A 16,166-nucleotide genomic window follows, 5' to 3' on the forward strand; every position below is an offset into this window, starting at 1 on the left:
AGAGGATAACCATGAGTTTTAATATTGCATTGAGTGGTCTGGACGCGACCAACGCAGAACTGAACACCATCAGCCATAACATTGCCAACGCTTCAACGTATGGATTCAAAGGGGCGCGTACTGAGTTTTCTGCGGTGTACAACGGCATGCAACCGGGCGGTGTGGAAGTGGCGTCAATCTCGCAAAACTTTGATAAGAACGGCTCAGTGACAGGTACGGGTCGCGCCATGGATTTGGCGATCAACGGCTCGGGTTTCTTTGTCACCAAAGACAGCGCAGGCCAGAATTTATATACCCGCTCAGGCGTATTTGGCACGGACAAAGATAACTATGTCGTGTCCAATGCAGGTGCCAAGCTTCAAGGCTACAGTGTCGATGGCGCCGGAAATTTGCTTTCGGGATCGGTAGGGGATGTGCAAATTTCGACATCATCTCTGGCTGCCCAAGCCACAAATAAACTCGATTTCGTGGCTAACTTTGATGCCAGTGCAAAGGACATCAACGTGGTGTCGAAAGGGCACATATCCCTGGAAAAAGAAATTCCGGATCCTGATAACCCGGGGGAGATGAAACCTAATCCGGATTACGATGATACTGCTGTTGCGTTTGACCCCAGCAACCCAAACAGTTTTCACTCTTCTTACACCTCCAAGGCCTACGATTCGCTGGGTAACGCCCACACCGTCACCCAGTACTTCACTAAAACCGCCGATAACCAGTGGCAGGTCAACGTACAAGTCGATGGCAGCACCGCCCCAGTTCAAACCGTCGCGGTAGATTTTAATGAAGACGGCACGCTGGCTTCACCAACGGGCACGTTTAACGTTGCATTCCCTGCGGCGGGCGCGAATCCGGTCAGCATTGATATTAGCCTTGCTGGTAGCACTCAGTTTGGTGCGGCGTTCGGTGTCAGCACCAACAATCCGAACGGTTACACCTCCGGTGAATTGGCGGGCGTGCGTGTGGAAGACAACGGCATGATCTACGCGACTTACACCAATGGTCAGTCGCAGCTTCAAGGTCAGGTTGTGTTAGCAGATTTTGCTAACCCACAAGGTTTGGCAACGGTGAGCGGTACAGCGTGGACGCAAAGCTATGGCTCAGGCGCTCCGATCATCGGCGTTCCGGGCTCAGGCACCTTGGGCGGGTTAACACCGGGTGCACTTGAAGGCTCGAACGTCGATCTGACGACAGAATTGGTGAGCTTGATGACCGCTCAGCGCAATTATCAGGCGAACGCGAAAACGATTTCGACCAACGACAAACTGACCCAAGCGCTGTTTAACGCGATTTAACGGAGCGCAGCATGGATAGTTTGCTATTTACCGCAACCTCAGGCGCAAGCCGTGTGTTGAAAGCGCAGCAGGTTCGCTCTAACAACTTGTCGAATGCCGATACCGCAGGCTTTCGCGCTGACATGGAGCGTATGCAAAGTGTCGAAGTAAAAGGCGCGGGATTTGATGGTCGCACCTTGGCGGTCACTAACTCCGCCATGACGCGCTTTGATTCTGGAGATGTAACCAAAACCGGACGTTCGCTCGACGTGGCGATCATGGGTGATGGCTTTATGGCGGTGCAAACGCCAGCAGGTAACGAAGCCTATACCCGCGCGGGCAACATTAAGGTCGATAACTTTGGCGCATTGAGCGTTAACGGTTGTCCGGTGCTGGATGCGGGGGGCGGCGCATTGGTATTGCCGGATTATCAGAAAGTTCAGATCAGTGAGCGCGGTTTGGTCTCAGTCGTGCCGCCGGGTGGCGGTGCGGAGATTCAAGTGGGCGCACTGAAACTGGTCAACCCTGATATCAGACAGATTCAAAAAGAAAGCGACAGCTTGTTGCACAGCATTGATGGTGCGCCGTTTGATGTTGACCCAAGGGTGCAAGTGGCATCTGAACACATCGAAGGCAGTAACGTGTCTGCCATTGATGAACTGGTTGGGGTTATGTCGCTGACGCGTAACTTCGAGATGCAAATACGCATGATGAAAACCGCAGAAACATTGGCGCAGGCTGGCAACAAATTGATGGCGGCGCGTTAACTCACGCCGCGATAGGAGAGAAAGCAATGCACTCATCATTATGGGTAAGTAAAACGGGGATGGCGGCGCAGGACACCAAGATGACTGCCATTTCTAACAACTTGGCAAACGTCAATACGGTCGGCTTTAAGCGTGATCGCGTGGTGTTTGAAGATCTGTTCTACAGCATTCAACGTCAGCCCGGCGCGCAAGTGGACGACATTAACCAACTGCCGACAGGTGTGCAGTTGGGCAGCGGTGTGCGCGTGGTGGGGACGCAAAAAGTCTTCACTCAAGGCAACACACAAAACACCAGTCAGGAACTGGATTTGGCTGTGATGGGTCAAGGGTTTTTCCAGATTGAAAACTCAGACGGCCAGATCACGTATTCCCGAAACGGCCAGTTTCACGTTAATTCTGAAGGTTTGATGGTGAACAGTCAGGGTTTGCCATTAGAACCACAAGTACAGATCCCAGATAACGCGGTCTCTGTATCCGTCGGTGTCGATGGCAACGTGTCAGTCACCACCGCGGGCGATCCTGCGCCACAAAATATCGGTCAAATCACGTTGGCCAAATTCATTAACCCAGCCGGTCTAGAAGCAGTCGGCGGCAACTTGTTTCGTGAAACCGAAGCCAGTGGTTTAGCGGAAGAACTGATCGCGGGTGAAGACGGCGCGGGCAGCATCAAGCAAGGCGCACTGGAAGGTTCAAACGTGCAAGTGGTGGAAGAGATGGTCGACATGATCACGACGCAACGTGCATATGAGATGAACGCCAAAGTGGTGTCGGCCGCAGACGACATGCTCAAGTTTGTTGCGCAGTCGATTTAGTCAGTTAGGACAGCAATCTCACTAGCTATTACGTTAACAAGCGCATTAGCAATCGCGTCAATAAAAGAAAAGCGCGCGAACGGTGAAACAGAAAGAGTGGTGATGATGAAGGATAGCGCAATGAAATGGCTTTCTATGAGTGGGTTGCTGGTGATGATATTGCTGACAGGTTGTGCAGGCCGTCAGGAATTCACGCCACCAAAACCGGATGCGGAAGAGTACGCCCCGCCAGTATTGGATTACTCGTTACCCGAAGCGAAAGACGGCAGCCTTTATCGTCATCAATACAGCATGACGCTGTTTCAGGATCGCCGCGCTTATCGCGTCGGCGACATCTTGACTGTCTTGCTGTCGGAAGAAACCGAGTCGCGCAAAAAAGCCGACACCAGCTTCGGAAAAAGCGCGGGTGTGGGTTTTGCTGCGCCTATCTTTGGCTCTAATACTCTCGATGGTGCGGCGGTGAATATTGATGCAGACCGAAACTTTGATGGCAGTGCATCGAGTTCTCAAGGCAATAAATTGCAAGGAGCGATCACGGTGACGGTGCATGAGGTCATGCCCAACGGTGTACTTCGCATTAATGGCGAAAAGTGGCTGCGCTTAAATCAAGGCGACGAGTTTATTCGCCTGACGGGCATTGTTCGTGTGGATGATATCAACCGCAGCAATCAGATTTCCTCCCTGCGAATCGGTGATGCTCGCATTACCTATGCGGGACGTGGTGCATTGGCTGATAGCAATGCTTCTGGCTGGATGACGCAATTCTTCAACTCGCCATGGGTGCCGTTCTAATGAATCAACGCAATACGATATTTTCGTCTCTGCTACTGTTTTTGTCTCTGGGCATCTCGGCAATGACCTTTGCTCAAGATGTTAAGTTTGCTCAAAACGGCAATACAGAAGGCGGAAAAACGGAAATCAAAACCCCGATCATGGATTTGGTCGATATTCAGGGCATTCGTCAAAACCAATTGGTTGGTTATGGCTTAGTGGTGGGCTTAGACGGGCAGGGTGACCGTAACCAGGTCAAATTCACGTCTCAATCCATTACTAACATGCTGCGCCAGTTTGGTGTGCAAATTGATGCCAATACCGATCCGAAACTGCGCAATGTGGCCTCAGTGAGTGTCACTGCCGTCGTCGACCCAAATGTAGGCTCAGGTCAGGCGATCAACATTGTCGTCTCCTCAATTGGCGATGCCAAAAGCCTTCGTGGTGGCACCTTGCTTCTCACGCCATTGCGTGGCGTTGATGGCGAGGTGTACGCCGTGGCACAAGGCAACGTGGTGGTGGGAGGCGTGACAGCAGAAGGGCGCAGCGGTTCGAAAACCACGGTTAATACCCCAACCACTGGCCGTATTCCAAACGGCGCCACCATGGAACGTGAAATACCGTCTGATTTTAACGAACGTGAAAAAGTGACGTTGAACCTGCGCAAAGCAAGCTTCACCACGGCTAAAAATATCGCTCGAGAAATCAACACCACGTTTGGTCCAGATGTGGCGATGGCCATCAACAATGCACGCGTGGAAATGCGTGCGCCCAAAGACACGCAGCAGCGCGTGATCATGCTGTCCATGCTAGAGGAAATGAGCGTGGCACAAGGTCGCAAGCCCGCACGCGTGGTATTCAACTCTCGCACGGGCACAGTGGTGATCGGTCAAAACGTGAAAGTTGGCGAAGCGGCGGTGAGTCACGGCAACCTGACGGTGACCATTTCAGAAACCCAACAGGTAAGCCAGCCCAATGCTTTTGCCGATGGCGAAACGGTCACGGTGGATAACTCTGAAATTGATATCAATGAAGATCAGGCGCAAATGGTGATTTGGCCGCCAGGCACGGATCTCAATACCATCGTGGGTGCTGTGAACAGTCTCGGCGCGACCCCGACTGATCTGATGTCCATTCTGCAAGCATTGCACGAAGCGGGTGCGCTCAGTGCTGAACTGGTCGTGATTTAAGGAGCCGATAATGAAAGTAGAAGGGTTGCACGATCAGACACGAATGAGCGCAATGCTTTATCACGACAACAGTGCCTTGGCGAAAATCAAACACAGTGCCGATCAGCAAGGGGCACTAAAAGAAGTGGCAGGGCAGTTTGAAGCTATGTTCTTGCAACTGGTGTTACGCCAGATGCGCAGCAGTAGCGATGTATTGGCAGACGAAGACAGCCCATTTTCGAGCCAGCAATACGGCGTGTTTCGCGATATGTACGACGGTCAGCTCGCGATTGAAATGTCGAGAAAACAAAGTGCCGGTATCGCGGACATGTTAGTCAAACAGCTTGGCCCTGCTGCCATGCAAGCCAATGGTGTTTCGTTGCAAGGCAGTGTTGAACAACGAGCTGCTAAGACGAAGGCAGATGCCAACGTGATAGCGTTATCAAAGAGCGGCATTAATAGCGACGGCATGAAAGAAACACACAATTTGGCCGCCAACGACGAGTTTTGTGTCATCAGGGCGGAAGCAAGATCACAAGCTCACATTGCGCCCAATTTTAATCGCTGTAACAGCCTTAACAATGCTGATGTAAACGTCGCCTCAGTTAACCAACAGCGCAACGACGTGGGCACAACCACCGCGTTTTCACAGCCGCTAATAAGAAAAATGGAGCTGTAGATGAACCTCATTAATATCGCGATGACGGGTCTGAATGCCAACCGAGTGGCGTTGGAAGTGACGGCGCAAAACGTGGCTAACATCAACACACCGGGATATAGCCGTCAGCAAGCACTGACCGCATCAATCGGCGGTGCTAAACAAGATTCGCTAAGTGCGGGCATGGGCGTGGAAGTCACCAGCATTCGCCGTGTCACAGACGGATTTTTGGTCAAACAGCTTTGGTCAACCAACAGCTCCGCGTCTTATGCAGCAGGTTACACCACGAGCATGGGGCATCTGGAGAACACGTTAGGTGCAGATGGCTTTAGTCTGTCGACGGGCTTGGATTCGATGTTCGCGGCACTGAATGACGCTACCACCAAACCAGAATCTCAGCCCTTGCGTCAGCAAATCATCAACGAAGCTGAAGCCTTATCTCGACGCTTCAATGCACTCAACGATGCCCAGCATAATCAACACAAAGACATGAGTGACCAGCGCACCGCCGCGGTTTCGCATGCCAACAGCTTGCTCGGTAATATTGCTGCGGTTAATCAGCAAATCATGGAAATGAAAGGTGCGGGCGGTAATTCCGCGCAGTTACTGGATACCCGAGATCTGCTGATTGGTGAGCTTTCTACCGTCATGGAAGTGAAAACCACCGAACAAGGAGATGGCACGGTTCAAGTGACATTAGCATCAGGCCAACCTTTGGTGATGGGAGGTGAGGCGGGTCAGCTAAAAGCGATCCCCGATCCGAATGACAGCTACATGGCCAGTTTGCAGGTTGAATTTGGTAAGCAGAGCTTTGCTATCAGTGGCTCAGTAGGTGGCCAGCTCGGCGCACTCAATGATTACCAAACCGAGGTACTTAAACCCAATCAAGTTGCCATCAACGACATGGCGCGCGCATTGGCTGATGAATTCAATACTGTGCTAGCAACTGGCACGGATTTAAATGGCGATGCAGGGACACCGCTATTTAGTTACGACCCGTCTAATCCTGCCGCGAGTCTCACGATCACCGATATCACCTCGAGTGAATTGGCGCTGTCTAGCGACGGCACGCCGGGTAACAGTGATGTGTTGAAGCGTTTGATTGAAATCAGCAATAAGCCTGTTGATGTGACGGGATTTGGCAATGTGTCCTTGAACGATGCATTCACCGCCATGGTGGGTGAAACCGCGATAAAAGCACGTCAGGCGCATTCGGATTATGAAGCCAAATTAGACATGAACCAGCAAGCACTGGCGCAACGCAACAACCTCAGCGCAGTCAGTAGCGATGAAGAAGCGGGCAACGTGATGACGTTCGCCAATGCCCATAACGCCAACATGAAAGTGATCAGCACCGCCAACGAGCTGTTCAATTCAGTCTTGCAGTTGTTCTAACGGTTTAGGTTTAGGAGAAGAGTATGAGAGTCAGTGATACCCAATTCAGTCAAATGATGCTTCAGAGCCTGCAAATGAACAATGCAGGGCTAGGCACTGTACTTCAACAAATGGCAACGTCAGACCGCCTTACCAAATTGTCCGACGATCCAATGGCCTCGATCAAACTGCTGAACCTTGAACGTGAAGGTGCGGCGATTTCTCAGTATCAGACCAATATTGCCAACGTGAAAACCACGCTTTCCAGTCAGGAAGTGTATTTGGATTCGGTGAATGAAAGCATGAAAAGCATGCGTGACCTGGTGCTTTGGGGCGCGAATGGTACGCTGACTGACGAAGATCGCGCAGGCATGATCACCGAATTGGAGAGCCTACGTGATTCTGTGGCATCGTCGTTCAACGCACAGGACGAGGAAGGCCACTACCTGTTCTCGGGCACACAGACGGATACAGCCGCCATTTCCACTGCCACGGGCGATTATGTGGTGGAAGGTAACAGCGACAAACGCGTCGTCACGGTCGCCAAAGGTGTCATCATGGAATCAAACATGACCGCCAAAGACATCATGGATGTGGGCGGCACCAATGTATTAAATCAAATCGATTCCCTGATTGAAGAGTTCAAAAACCCAACCGCAGATTTCAGAAATCAGGTTGAAGCGACCATCAGCACCATTGATGCAACGTCTGGTAACGTCTTAGGCGCAATGACCGAGATAGGTGGTCGTCTGAATAACCTTGATTTGATGGACCGCACTCACGGCGAAAATAAGCTCTTCGTTGATAAGGTGAACAGTGACATTTCTGCGCTGGATTACGGCGAAGCCTCGGTACGCCTGAGTAACTACATGGCAGCACTTCAAGCCACACAAGCAAGCTATGTGAAGATCAACGATCTCAACTTGTTTGATCGCATCTAACGCTAGGAAAACGATTTATGGCAATGAGTACGGTAGAGGTGAGACCTCATGGTATACGGCTAACCGGCCATGAGCAGGCATCCATCACCCCGTCACGCTCGCCAGACCAAGGCAGTATTCAACCCCAGCAATATCCAAACACCAAGGCTGACACTACGTCAGCCTATTCCGTTTCTACAATGCGCTTGGCGCAAGGCCAACAGCATGCCACGTCGGTGCAGATTGCATCTAAATCGTTGCAACAGGTGGGCAAAGAACTCAGCAAGATGAAAAGCGGTCTGACACAGGCCATGACACACGGCGTGCAAAATACACCAACCCTGAAAGACACGCTCGCGCAAAGCAAAAAGAGTATCGAAAATACGCTCCAGCAAGCCCGTTTTGACGGCAAACGCGTGGTGGACAATGAACTGCGCGTGAAGCTTGATAGCGCGGACATTCGCCGCTTTTCAATCCCAGGGCTGAATGTGAACCGCCTCAGCGAGCGCGCAGAACAAATTCGTCTCGATTTTCCGCAAGGTCAATCTGTGATGATCCCATTTGATGGGGTGTCAGACGGCAACAAAACCATCAAAATATTGGATCGCAGCCTGATCCCAATGGGCATGCGAGCGTCACTGGCCAACGACGGAACCATCTTGTTTGAAGCGCAAGAATCGGCCTACAGCCAGATGCAACAAAAAGTCATGGTGACAGGGCAGGGCTATCGTTTTCCGGCGGGGCAACCGAATACGCTTACATTGAAACCTGACCCAGAAGGCATCGCAGAACTGAGCTTTGATTTAAGTGGACGTGACGGCATCAAAAAGACCATCGCGCGTGTGAATCAGCACATTCGACAGGTCCACGCGGGCCTAGAAGACGCGCGCACCTTTCACAACGAACTCTCCACCCAAATGAACGCCCTACGCCAACAAGAACCCGCGATAAAAATCGACGATGTGAACCAAAAACTCGCCCAGCTTCACGCATCGTCAGGTCAATTTACCAAAACTTTTGAAGCACTGAATGCCCAAGCTAACGTGAAACGACATAGTGTGGTGGCGTTGTTGAAATAACGAGCATTACAACCAACCCTTCTTCTTGAAATAAAACAGTGGCGCGAAACCTGACGCAACCATCAACCCGAGCGCGAAGGGATAGCCGTAGTGCCAGGAGAGTAAGGGCATGTTTTCGAAGTTCATGCCGTAGATACTTGCGATTACTGTAGGGGGGAGGAAGACGACGGCGGCGATTGAGAAGATCTTGATGATCTGGTTTTGTTCAATGTTGATAAAGCCTTGCGTCGAGTCCATCAAGAAGTTGATCTTGTCGAACAAAAAGGTGGTGTGAGAGAGCAGGGCGTCGATGTCTCGCACGATTTCATTCAAATCTTCACGATGTTCACCACGAGACTGTAAATGACGCAGTAAAAAAGAAATAGCACGCTGGGTGTCCATTAAGCACAAGCGTACCTTACCGTTACTGTCTTCCTGTCTGGCCAATTTGCTAATGCATTCTTCCAGATCTGAATCATCGTCTTCCAGTACGGCGTGACTGATTTTCTCCAACTCGCGATGAAGGTCCTCCAGCATGTCAGCGTGGTTTTCAACTTTCTGTTCCAAGATAGTCAGCAACAGGGTTTCGATGTCTTTGCAGTGAACCTGACCACGACGTGCGCGGAGTCGCAGTAGGCGGAAGTCTGCAATGTCTCCATCACGAATCGTGATCAAGCGTTGGCTTTGCAAAATGCTGGCGACAGAAACTGTGTTGTACTTGCCTTCACTTTTCGCCAAAAACAATGAGTGAACATGTAGGCCGCGTCTGTCGACGAAAAAGCGAGCTGAGGACTCAATTTCTTCCACATCATCAGATTCAGGCAATTCAATCTTCAATAGCGAACTGACCACGTCACGTTCGTGATCGGAAGGGTCGTGTGCATCAATCCATGACGCTTTGGCGATAAGGTGGTTGATGTCTTCATAGTCATAGGCGTGAATCTCAATGATCACCCCTGATTCGATGGTGAAGAAGCGCAGCATATCGACCCCTTAACTGTTCCGAAAAACGGCAACACCGAACTAAATGTGCGGCCGCAGAAAAAGAATGCGTACTTCAGTGTGTGTTTATAACGTCGAGAGTTTCAAGATAGACAGGTGATTGTTGTCAGCGCGTCACACTAGAAAGAAAACACCCAAACAAGCACAGACGCTGTGTCGCATGCCAATTCGCAGCAACACGAGCGCCGCTGTTGTGTCTATTTCAGGTTGTTTTTCTGCATTAGTTCGTTTTGCACACCCTTGAGCACCATCTCATCCATGATGAAATTGACAGTGTTGAGCAAGCGTTGCTCGCCTTCAGGAATGAGGTAGCCAAACTGGCTGCGAGTGAAAGGTTCATCGCAGCGAGAAGCCTCTAGGCGATCATCCGTCACTTCATAGAAAATACCTTCAGGCGTTTCTGTCACCATCACATCAATATCACCGCCAGCAACGGCTTTTGGTACATCGAGGTTGTTCTCGAACTTAGCAAACGTCGCGTTGGGTAGATGCTTCTCGGCGAATTTTTCGTTGGTTCCGCCAATGTTCACGCCGACGCGCACTGAAGGCTTATTCACCTCTTCCAAGGTATCGAATTTATCGACGTTCCCTTTTGCAACGAGGAAGCACTTGCCGAATATCATGTATCCCTGCGTTTGTTCTGCCGACAGTTGGCGAGACATTCGGCGCGTGATGCCGCCCATCGCAATATCGTATTTATCTTCTTGTAGATGACTGACCAGCCCTTTCCACGTGGTGGGAACGATTTCGAGTTTTACCCCTAACTGATCAGCGACATGTTGTGCCACATCGATGTCATACCCGGAATAGTTGGTGCCATCAAAGAACGAAAAAGGCTTATAGTCGCCCGTGGTTCCGACGCGAATGACACCCGCTTTCTCAATGTCTTCCAACTGATCTGCTTGCGCGAACGCAGACAGCGCCATGGTGGCAACAAGTAACATTTTCTTCATCGCGTTTCCCTTGCAGTGATTGATGTGACTTTGAGCGTAACAGCAATGCGGATTGGGATAGGTCAAACTATTGAGATAACGAACAAAATAGCGATGGTGGTGAACGAAATAGAGCTGAAAACAGCGTGTTTAGATGAGAAAGAAGAAATACAAAAAGCAGACAAATGCCAGCAAAGTCGCCGACAAGGTGGGGTAGATGATGTAGCCATCTTGATGTGAGGTTCGTTGAAAGCAAAGCACCGAAAGCAACAAGTTGTAGAGCATCAAAAGCGTACTGATCAAGGTACCACCATTGAGCGTTAAATTGGGTAGCAGAAACAAAAACAGCGTCAACAGCACGTAATCAAGCACAACCAGCCAAAGTAAGGCTTTTTTCAGAGGGTCTTTGTGTGGCGCGTCAGCGTGAGTATGCATAGTGGGCTCATCAATGCAGTAAAGCGGAAAATGATCGAATTAACGTATGGGTAAATATCGGCAATCAAGGTAGAAAAAAAATGTCGGGACGTGGTCTAGATAAACAGAAAAGACCAGACTCGTCTCCCGACATTAAACGGTTACAAATCGCGGAGCGACGTGTCTTCGTTTTCATCATCAACCGAGTAGTTGATCATGTCATGGCGGATAACCGGTTGGTTAAATCTGGCTTTCTCACGCGCTTGCTCCAACTCGTTACCTGTTTGGCTACCGAACAAGGTTTCCAACACTTCAGCCGCAGGCGTGGTGAGGATGAAAAGCTCAATACGCCTATTTTCAGACGATTCAGGATCGTCATGATTAAGTAAGGCGCGATCTGACATGCCTGTTACTTGCCACACGCGAGTGTCGGGCATTCCGCCTGCCACCAAAGTTTTGCGTGCCTGATTTGCGCGGTTGGCGGAGAGTTCCCAGTTAGACGTGGTTCCAAAACCACTGCGAAAACGAGTCGCGTCCGTATGACCGCTGATGATCAGTGGGTTTTCAACGCGGTCAAAAACCGGGGATAGAGCCAGCAAAAGATCTTCAAAAAACGGTGTGAGATCCGCTCCGCCTCGGCTGAACATGTGTTGTCTGAAATCATCTTGCAACACAATCCTTAGCCCTTGTGGTGTGACGGTCACATTCACATTGCCTGATGCTTTCACCTGACGCGCCATTTCTTCAACCACCTGGGCCAGCGCCAACAAGCGTTCTTGAGTGTCGAACGTGCCGCGGATCAAGGAATCCGTTTCAGGGCCATCGCCGTCGCCTTGAAAGAAAGAACTCACGGTCTGGTTGGCGTTGTGTTGACTTGGCACCGAAGAATCTGATGCCAAATCAATTGGGGAAAGGCTTTGTGAAGAATCGAAGGGATTACCAAAGCTTTTGTCGAACACGCTGGCGGAATGCAGATTCGCCATAATGGCTTTGCGCTCTTCTTTATCTGCCACCTGCATAACCCAGAGCACGAGGAACAGTGCCATCAGTGCAATCATGAAGTCAGCAAACGCCACCTTCCATGCACCGCCATGGGATTCTTCATGCGATTTATTTTTTGCTCGCTTGAATACCACGTGTTCTTGTCTTTGCATTATCCCTCCTGTTCAGCCAGCCACTTCTCCATTTGGTTAAAGGTGGGTTTGATGTCTAGCTGAATATGTTTGCGGCCGGCGTCAATCGCGAGCAGTGTTGGCTTTTTAGCGACGTAAGCCACCAAGGTGGCACGTACACATTCATAAGCGGTCATCTCGCGTTTTACGCGCTGAGCCATGGCGTTACTGGCGGGATCTAAGAAGCAATAACAACCGAAGATCCCCAAAAATGTTCCGACGAGGGCAGCCGCAACGTGATAGCCAATCATGGCGATGGAACCGTCAATGGCACTCATGGTAATGATGATGCCGCCAACTGCCGCCAAAATACCGAATCCGGGCAAGGCTTCTGCTGTGCGTTGCAATGAACGCGAAGGCAAAAGCAAATCGGTTTCAATGGCATCGATTTCTTGTTCGAGTAATCCCTCTAATTCATGAGGCGACATTTGACCCATTGCCATTAAACGCAAATTGTCAGTAATGAAGGAAACAAGGCGATAATCTTTCGCAACCAGTGGGTAACGCGCAAAAAGTGTGCTTTCGGCAGGGTTTTCAATGTGTTTGTCGAGGGATTTAAAGCCGCCGCTGCGCACGGTTTCGAGAAGCATCTGCAATAGTGCCATCAGCTCCATGTAGTGTTCTTTTTCGTGACGCGGACGACGCAGGACGCGCATGAACTGCAAGCGCATTTCTTTGAGCACTTGAGGTGGGTTACCGACGATCAAGGAACCGACTGCTGCACCGATGATGATCAGAAATTCCGCGGGCTGCCATATTGCGCCAAGCTTGCCACCTGCCATCATGTAGCCGCCAAATACACCCACCAAAATAATGATGGCGCCGAGTAATTTTTGCATCTGAGACTCCTAGGATGACAAATAGTGATTGAGTTGTTTGAGCGCCTGTTTATGAAGCTGACAGATGCGTGGTGGTGTCAGATCCAACACAAGCGCGATTTCATGCAGGTTTAAATCGTGTTGATAAAACAGCGTCAGTAACAGCTGGTCGCGTTTGGAAAGCTGACTGAGCGCGGTTTCAAGGCTCATACGCATTTGCTCGTGGATTGTTCCGTCGTAGTGCCCGTCGAACTGACTTTCAGCGCCGTTTTCAAGTAGTTGATCGAGGCTCTGCATTTCCCCAGCAAGCGTTGCACTTAACCGCGTGTGGTAGTCGCGCTCGTCAGTACCGAGTGCTTTGATGATTTCCGTATCTGTGGGTTGTCGGCCAAGGGCACGGGTTAAATCACGGGTGATATCGTTAAGCTCATGGGCTTGTTGGCGAGTTTTGCGTGAGCGCCAATCCAGTCTGCGCAGTTCATCGAGAATGGAGCCGCGAATACGGCAAACGGCAAAGGCCGGAAATTGAGGGTCGTCGACATTGCCATAGCGGCGTCCTGCTTCTAGCAAGCCAATCAAACCGATCTGCTGCATATCTTCGATGCTGCAATGTTGATTAGCATGTACCCGCAGTTGATTGACGACGCGTTTGACTAAGATTTGATGTTGCGCCAATAAGCGGTTTTCATCGATAGGCTGGGAGGGAGCTGTGCTCACTTCCGTATCGACGTAACCGTCTTGGAAATTCATGTCCAACATGAAGCCACTCCTTATTGCACCACATATTTGGTCAGCAATACGTCATCGATGTCGCGGACAATGTCGGTTTTCGCAAAGGCCAGCAGTAGGGTTTGTTTAACTTCTTCCTGCAAGGTTTCAACTGCGCCGTCTTTTTGCAGATCGTCGTAGTGCTTGTTGGCGAACAATTTGAGTAAGGCGTTTTGCACCATCGGCATGTATTCATCAATGGCTTCGATGCGTTCGGGATGACGGGTTTCAACCGCGAGTTCCAGCATCACAAAATGGGTTTGACGATTACCCTTGACGGACAAGACGATTTTCTCAAGCGCGTGAAAGCTCGGGCCATTTTTTATGGTTTCTTGTTCAAACAAAAATGGCAGGGAGAAGCCCTCGAATGATGGGGTTTCTGCTGCCGATATCTTTTGCGCGTTCTGCATGTACCAAAGCCCACCCAAGGTGACGCCCGCAGACACTAACGCGCTGGTGATGATCATGGCGCCAGAGAAGACGAGTAGTTGTTTTTTGTTCATTGTTTTTCCTCGTGGGTTTATCAGGCTTGTGTGCTCAGCCAGTGCTCGGCGTGAGACGATGATGGCGTCGCGTCATCGTGAAAATCACGGGCGGCAAACACAGAGAAGTCATCATTATCTTGCTTCGCGTGCCGCTCTTTCCCTGCGTGATCCGAGCCTACATTCACATCGACATGCAGGAAGTTTTGGTCTTGAAGCTCGGCGCGTAGGCGCTCAGACACTTGCATCAAGGCTTCACGGGTCGCCGCGGAATTGGCATTGATTTGCACACTTAAGCGATCGCCTTCAACGCGTACCAGTAAATCCAGCTTGCCAAGATCAGGGGGGTCGAGACGAATGCGGGCTTCTTGCACGTTTTGCTGTGCTTGCAATGTCACTCTGTCTTGCAGCACTTGCATCATTTGCTCACCCCATTTTCCTGCGCTGGTATCGACGCGCACGGCAGCCCATTCCGGACCGTGTGACGCAGTTAACGCTGCGGCAGCGGGGAGTTGCGCGGGCGGTTGAGTCGCTGGGCCTGCGCCCGTTGAAATACCGTTTAATGCGACTTGCAGCAGTTGAGACGTGTTAAGTTGAGAGATGTTTAGCTGAGAGGATTCAAGCGAACTGGACGTCAACAGAGAGGGGCGAGTGATATCGCTGGTGGCTGTCCCTTGAGTGCCTTCTCCTTGAGTAAATTGTCCTTGGGTAAGCTGTCCGTGGGTCAGCAAAGACGCCATGTTTACGGCAGCGTCTTGCTTGGCATTGGCATTGGCATTGGCATTGGCATTGCCGACCGACAGCGTGGGTAGCGTGAATCCTGCTTGCTGCGTTTGTGGCGTGTCAGTGCTGGCGTTTAGCGTTGTAAAAGGCAGCGTCGTCGCGTCAGAAGGCAAGTCCTGTTCAATTTGGTTCAGTTGACGCGAACCTTCTTTCAGCGAACCCAGCTGAAACGGCTGGGCATTTTCAGGCTTATCACCAAACCCAACCGCAGGTTGAATCGTGCCGCCGGATTCGCGGGGAATTGCACCGTTGTTCGAAGATGCTTTCGCAGCGCTTGTCTGTGTCAATGACGTCGAAATCATCATCAGTACTCCATCGTCATTGCGAGTTGATAGGCCATTGCACGTTCATTTTGTGCTTGCATCACATCCAACTCGGTTTCCATTTCGGTGAGCGACTCGCTAAGGGCGAGCACCGCGACCTGATGTGTGGCTTTAAGCTGAGAAATCGCGGCAGCACAGGCCGCGCTTTTCAGGCATTCAGGGTGGCGTAGCAACAGTTCTCTCACTTTAAGATCGAGCGCTTTCAGCGTCTGCCAGTCACGGGATGCCGTCGCTTGTTGAATACGCTGTGCCAGTTGATTCAGCAACGTCGGGGTCACGTTAAGCCTGTTGACCAAAACTTACCCATCCTTCACGAATGTTGCTCATCACGCCGGCCACATTGGAGAGTTTTTCGACGTCGTTATGCAGGCTTGCTTGATACAGTTCCATCTGACAAAAGTCATAAAGCTGATGGAGATTCTCTGCGATTTCACCGCCATTTTTTTCGTCTAAGGCACTGTCTAAGCCAATCAGAATATTCATGGATTTGCTGATGCTTGCGCCTTTTTGCGCCAATCGACCAGCCTCGATGTGTCCGCGTGCACGTTCTACTTCATCAAGAAGGCCATCAATGAGCATGACCACCAATTGGTGAGGGGATGCCGCCGCGGCCTGAGCATCCAAATCCACTTGCTGATACGAGTCGTAGCCTGAGTCCATAAGCATAAA

At 50.8% G+C, this 16,166-nt stretch carries 19 protein-coding genes; 9 read left to right on the top strand and 10 right to left on the bottom strand.

Annotated elements, in window-relative coordinates; all coding sequences use genetic code 11:
* The first annotated feature begins 11 nt into the window (after positions 1-11).
* The 9 genes from AC3CIC_RS05685 (at position 12) to AC3CIC_RS05725 (ending at position 8,824) form a co-directional block, all read left to right on the top strand.
* Complete coding sequence (locus tag AC3CIC_RS05685; protein ID WP_488515573.1) at positions 12-1,295, top strand: flagellar hook protein FlgE; 1,284 nt, start codon at positions 12-14, stop codon at positions 1,293-1,295.
* Between the two features lie 11 nt (positions 1,296-1,306).
* Entirely contained in the window at positions 1,307-2,041 is a 735-nt protein-coding gene (flgF, locus tag AC3CIC_RS05690) for a flagellar basal-body rod protein FlgF (protein ID WP_488515574.1), read from the top strand.
* 26 nt (positions 2,042-2,067) lie between these two features.
* On the top strand, positions 2,068-2,853 hold the full coding sequence (gene flgG, locus AC3CIC_RS05695) for a flagellar basal-body rod protein FlgG (protein ID WP_016959276.1): 786 nt from the start codon (positions 2,068-2,070) through the stop codon (positions 2,851-2,853).
* A 120-nt stretch (positions 2,854-2,973) separates the two neighbouring features.
* Positions 2,974-3,645 (top strand): flagellar basal body L-ring protein FlgH, encoded by a 672-nt coding sequence (gene flgH, locus AC3CIC_RS05700; protein WP_017004951.1) that lies wholly within the window; start codon positions 2,974-2,976, stop codon positions 3,643-3,645.
* Complete coding sequence (locus AC3CIC_RS05705) at positions 3,645-4,814, top strand: flagellar basal body P-ring protein FlgI (RefSeq protein WP_016959274.1); 1,170 nt, start codon at positions 3,645-3,647, stop codon at positions 4,812-4,814. Before flgH ends, AC3CIC_RS05705 begins: the two co-directional genes overlap by 1 nt.
* A gap of 10 nt (positions 4,815-4,824) precedes the next feature.
* Complete coding sequence (locus tag AC3CIC_RS05710) at positions 4,825-5,472, top strand: rod-binding protein (protein ID WP_488515575.1); 648 nt, start codon at positions 4,825-4,827, stop codon at positions 5,470-5,472.
* Positions 5,473-6,846, top strand: a complete 1,374-nt coding sequence (gene flgK / locus AC3CIC_RS05715) for a flagellar hook-associated protein FlgK (protein ID WP_488515576.1) — start codon at positions 5,473-5,475, stop codon at positions 6,844-6,846.
* Positions 6,847-6,869: 23 nt separating this feature from the next.
* Positions 6,870-7,766: a flagellar hook-associated protein FlgL gene (flgL, locus tag AC3CIC_RS05720; RefSeq protein WP_488515577.1), complete on the top strand. Its 897-nt coding sequence runs from the start codon at positions 6,870-6,872 to the stop codon at positions 7,764-7,766.
* 17 nt (positions 7,767-7,783) lie between these two features.
* On the top strand, positions 7,784-8,824 hold the full coding sequence (locus AC3CIC_RS05725; RefSeq protein ID WP_488515578.1) for a flagellin: 1,041 nt from the start codon (positions 7,784-7,786) through the stop codon (positions 8,822-8,824).
* A 6-nt stretch (positions 8,825-8,830) separates the two neighbouring features.
* Here the strand turns inward: AC3CIC_RS05725 and corA are convergent, their stop codons facing one another.
* The 10 genes from corA to fliS all read right to left on the bottom strand — a co-directional run bounded on the left by corA (position 8,831) and on the right by fliS (position 16,163).
* Positions 8,831-9,787, bottom strand: a complete 957-nt coding sequence (gene corA, locus AC3CIC_RS05730; RefSeq protein WP_016959269.1) for a magnesium/cobalt transporter CorA — start codon at positions 9,785-9,787, stop codon at positions 8,831-8,833.
* 215 nt (positions 9,788-10,002) lie between these two features.
* On the bottom strand, positions 10,003-10,758 hold the full coding sequence (locus tag AC3CIC_RS05735) for a transporter substrate-binding domain-containing protein (RefSeq protein WP_394211801.1): 756 nt from the start codon (positions 10,756-10,758) through the stop codon (positions 10,003-10,005).
* A gap of 129 nt (positions 10,759-10,887) precedes the next feature.
* Positions 10,888-11,172, bottom strand: coding sequence for a hypothetical protein (locus AC3CIC_RS05740; protein WP_016959267.1), 285 nt, complete (start codon positions 11,170-11,172; stop codon positions 10,888-10,890).
* Positions 11,173-11,312: 140 nt separating this feature from the next.
* Positions 11,313-12,305, bottom strand: coding sequence for a flagellar motor protein MotB (locus AC3CIC_RS05745; RefSeq protein ID WP_488515579.1), 993 nt, complete (start codon positions 12,303-12,305; stop codon positions 11,313-11,315).
* On the bottom strand, positions 12,305-13,162 hold the full coding sequence (gene motA, locus AC3CIC_RS05750; protein ID WP_016959265.1) for a flagellar motor stator protein MotA: 858 nt from the start codon (positions 13,160-13,162) through the stop codon (positions 12,305-12,307). Before motA ends, AC3CIC_RS05745 begins: the two co-directional genes overlap by 1 nt.
* 9 nt (positions 13,163-13,171) lie before the next feature.
* Positions 13,172-13,900 (bottom strand): FliA/WhiG family RNA polymerase sigma factor, encoded by a 729-nt coding sequence (locus AC3CIC_RS05755; protein WP_016959264.1) that lies wholly within the window; start codon positions 13,898-13,900, stop codon positions 13,172-13,174.
* 11 nt (positions 13,901-13,911) lie between these two features.
* Positions 13,912-14,412, bottom strand: a complete 501-nt coding sequence (locus AC3CIC_RS05760; protein ID WP_017007277.1) for a flagellar basal body-associated FliL family protein — start codon at positions 14,410-14,412, stop codon at positions 13,912-13,914.
* Positions 14,413-14,432: 20 nt separating this feature from the next.
* Entirely contained in the window at positions 14,433-15,479 is a 1,047-nt protein-coding gene (locus AC3CIC_RS05765; RefSeq protein WP_488515580.1) for a flagellar hook-length control protein FliK, read from the bottom strand.
* On the bottom strand, positions 15,479-15,775 hold the full coding sequence (locus tag AC3CIC_RS05770) for a hypothetical protein (protein WP_488515581.1): 297 nt from the start codon (positions 15,773-15,775) through the stop codon (positions 15,479-15,481). Before AC3CIC_RS05770 ends, AC3CIC_RS05765 begins: the two co-directional genes overlap by 1 nt.
* Before the next feature lies 1 nt (position 15,776).
* Positions 15,777-16,163: a flagellar export chaperone FliS gene (gene fliS, locus AC3CIC_RS05775; RefSeq protein WP_017004941.1), complete on the bottom strand. Its 387-nt coding sequence runs from the start codon at positions 16,161-16,163 to the stop codon at positions 15,777-15,779.
* Positions 16,164-16,166 lie beyond the last annotated feature (3 nt).

This window comes from Enterovibrio sp. QJM3NY_24, assembly GCF_057786035.1.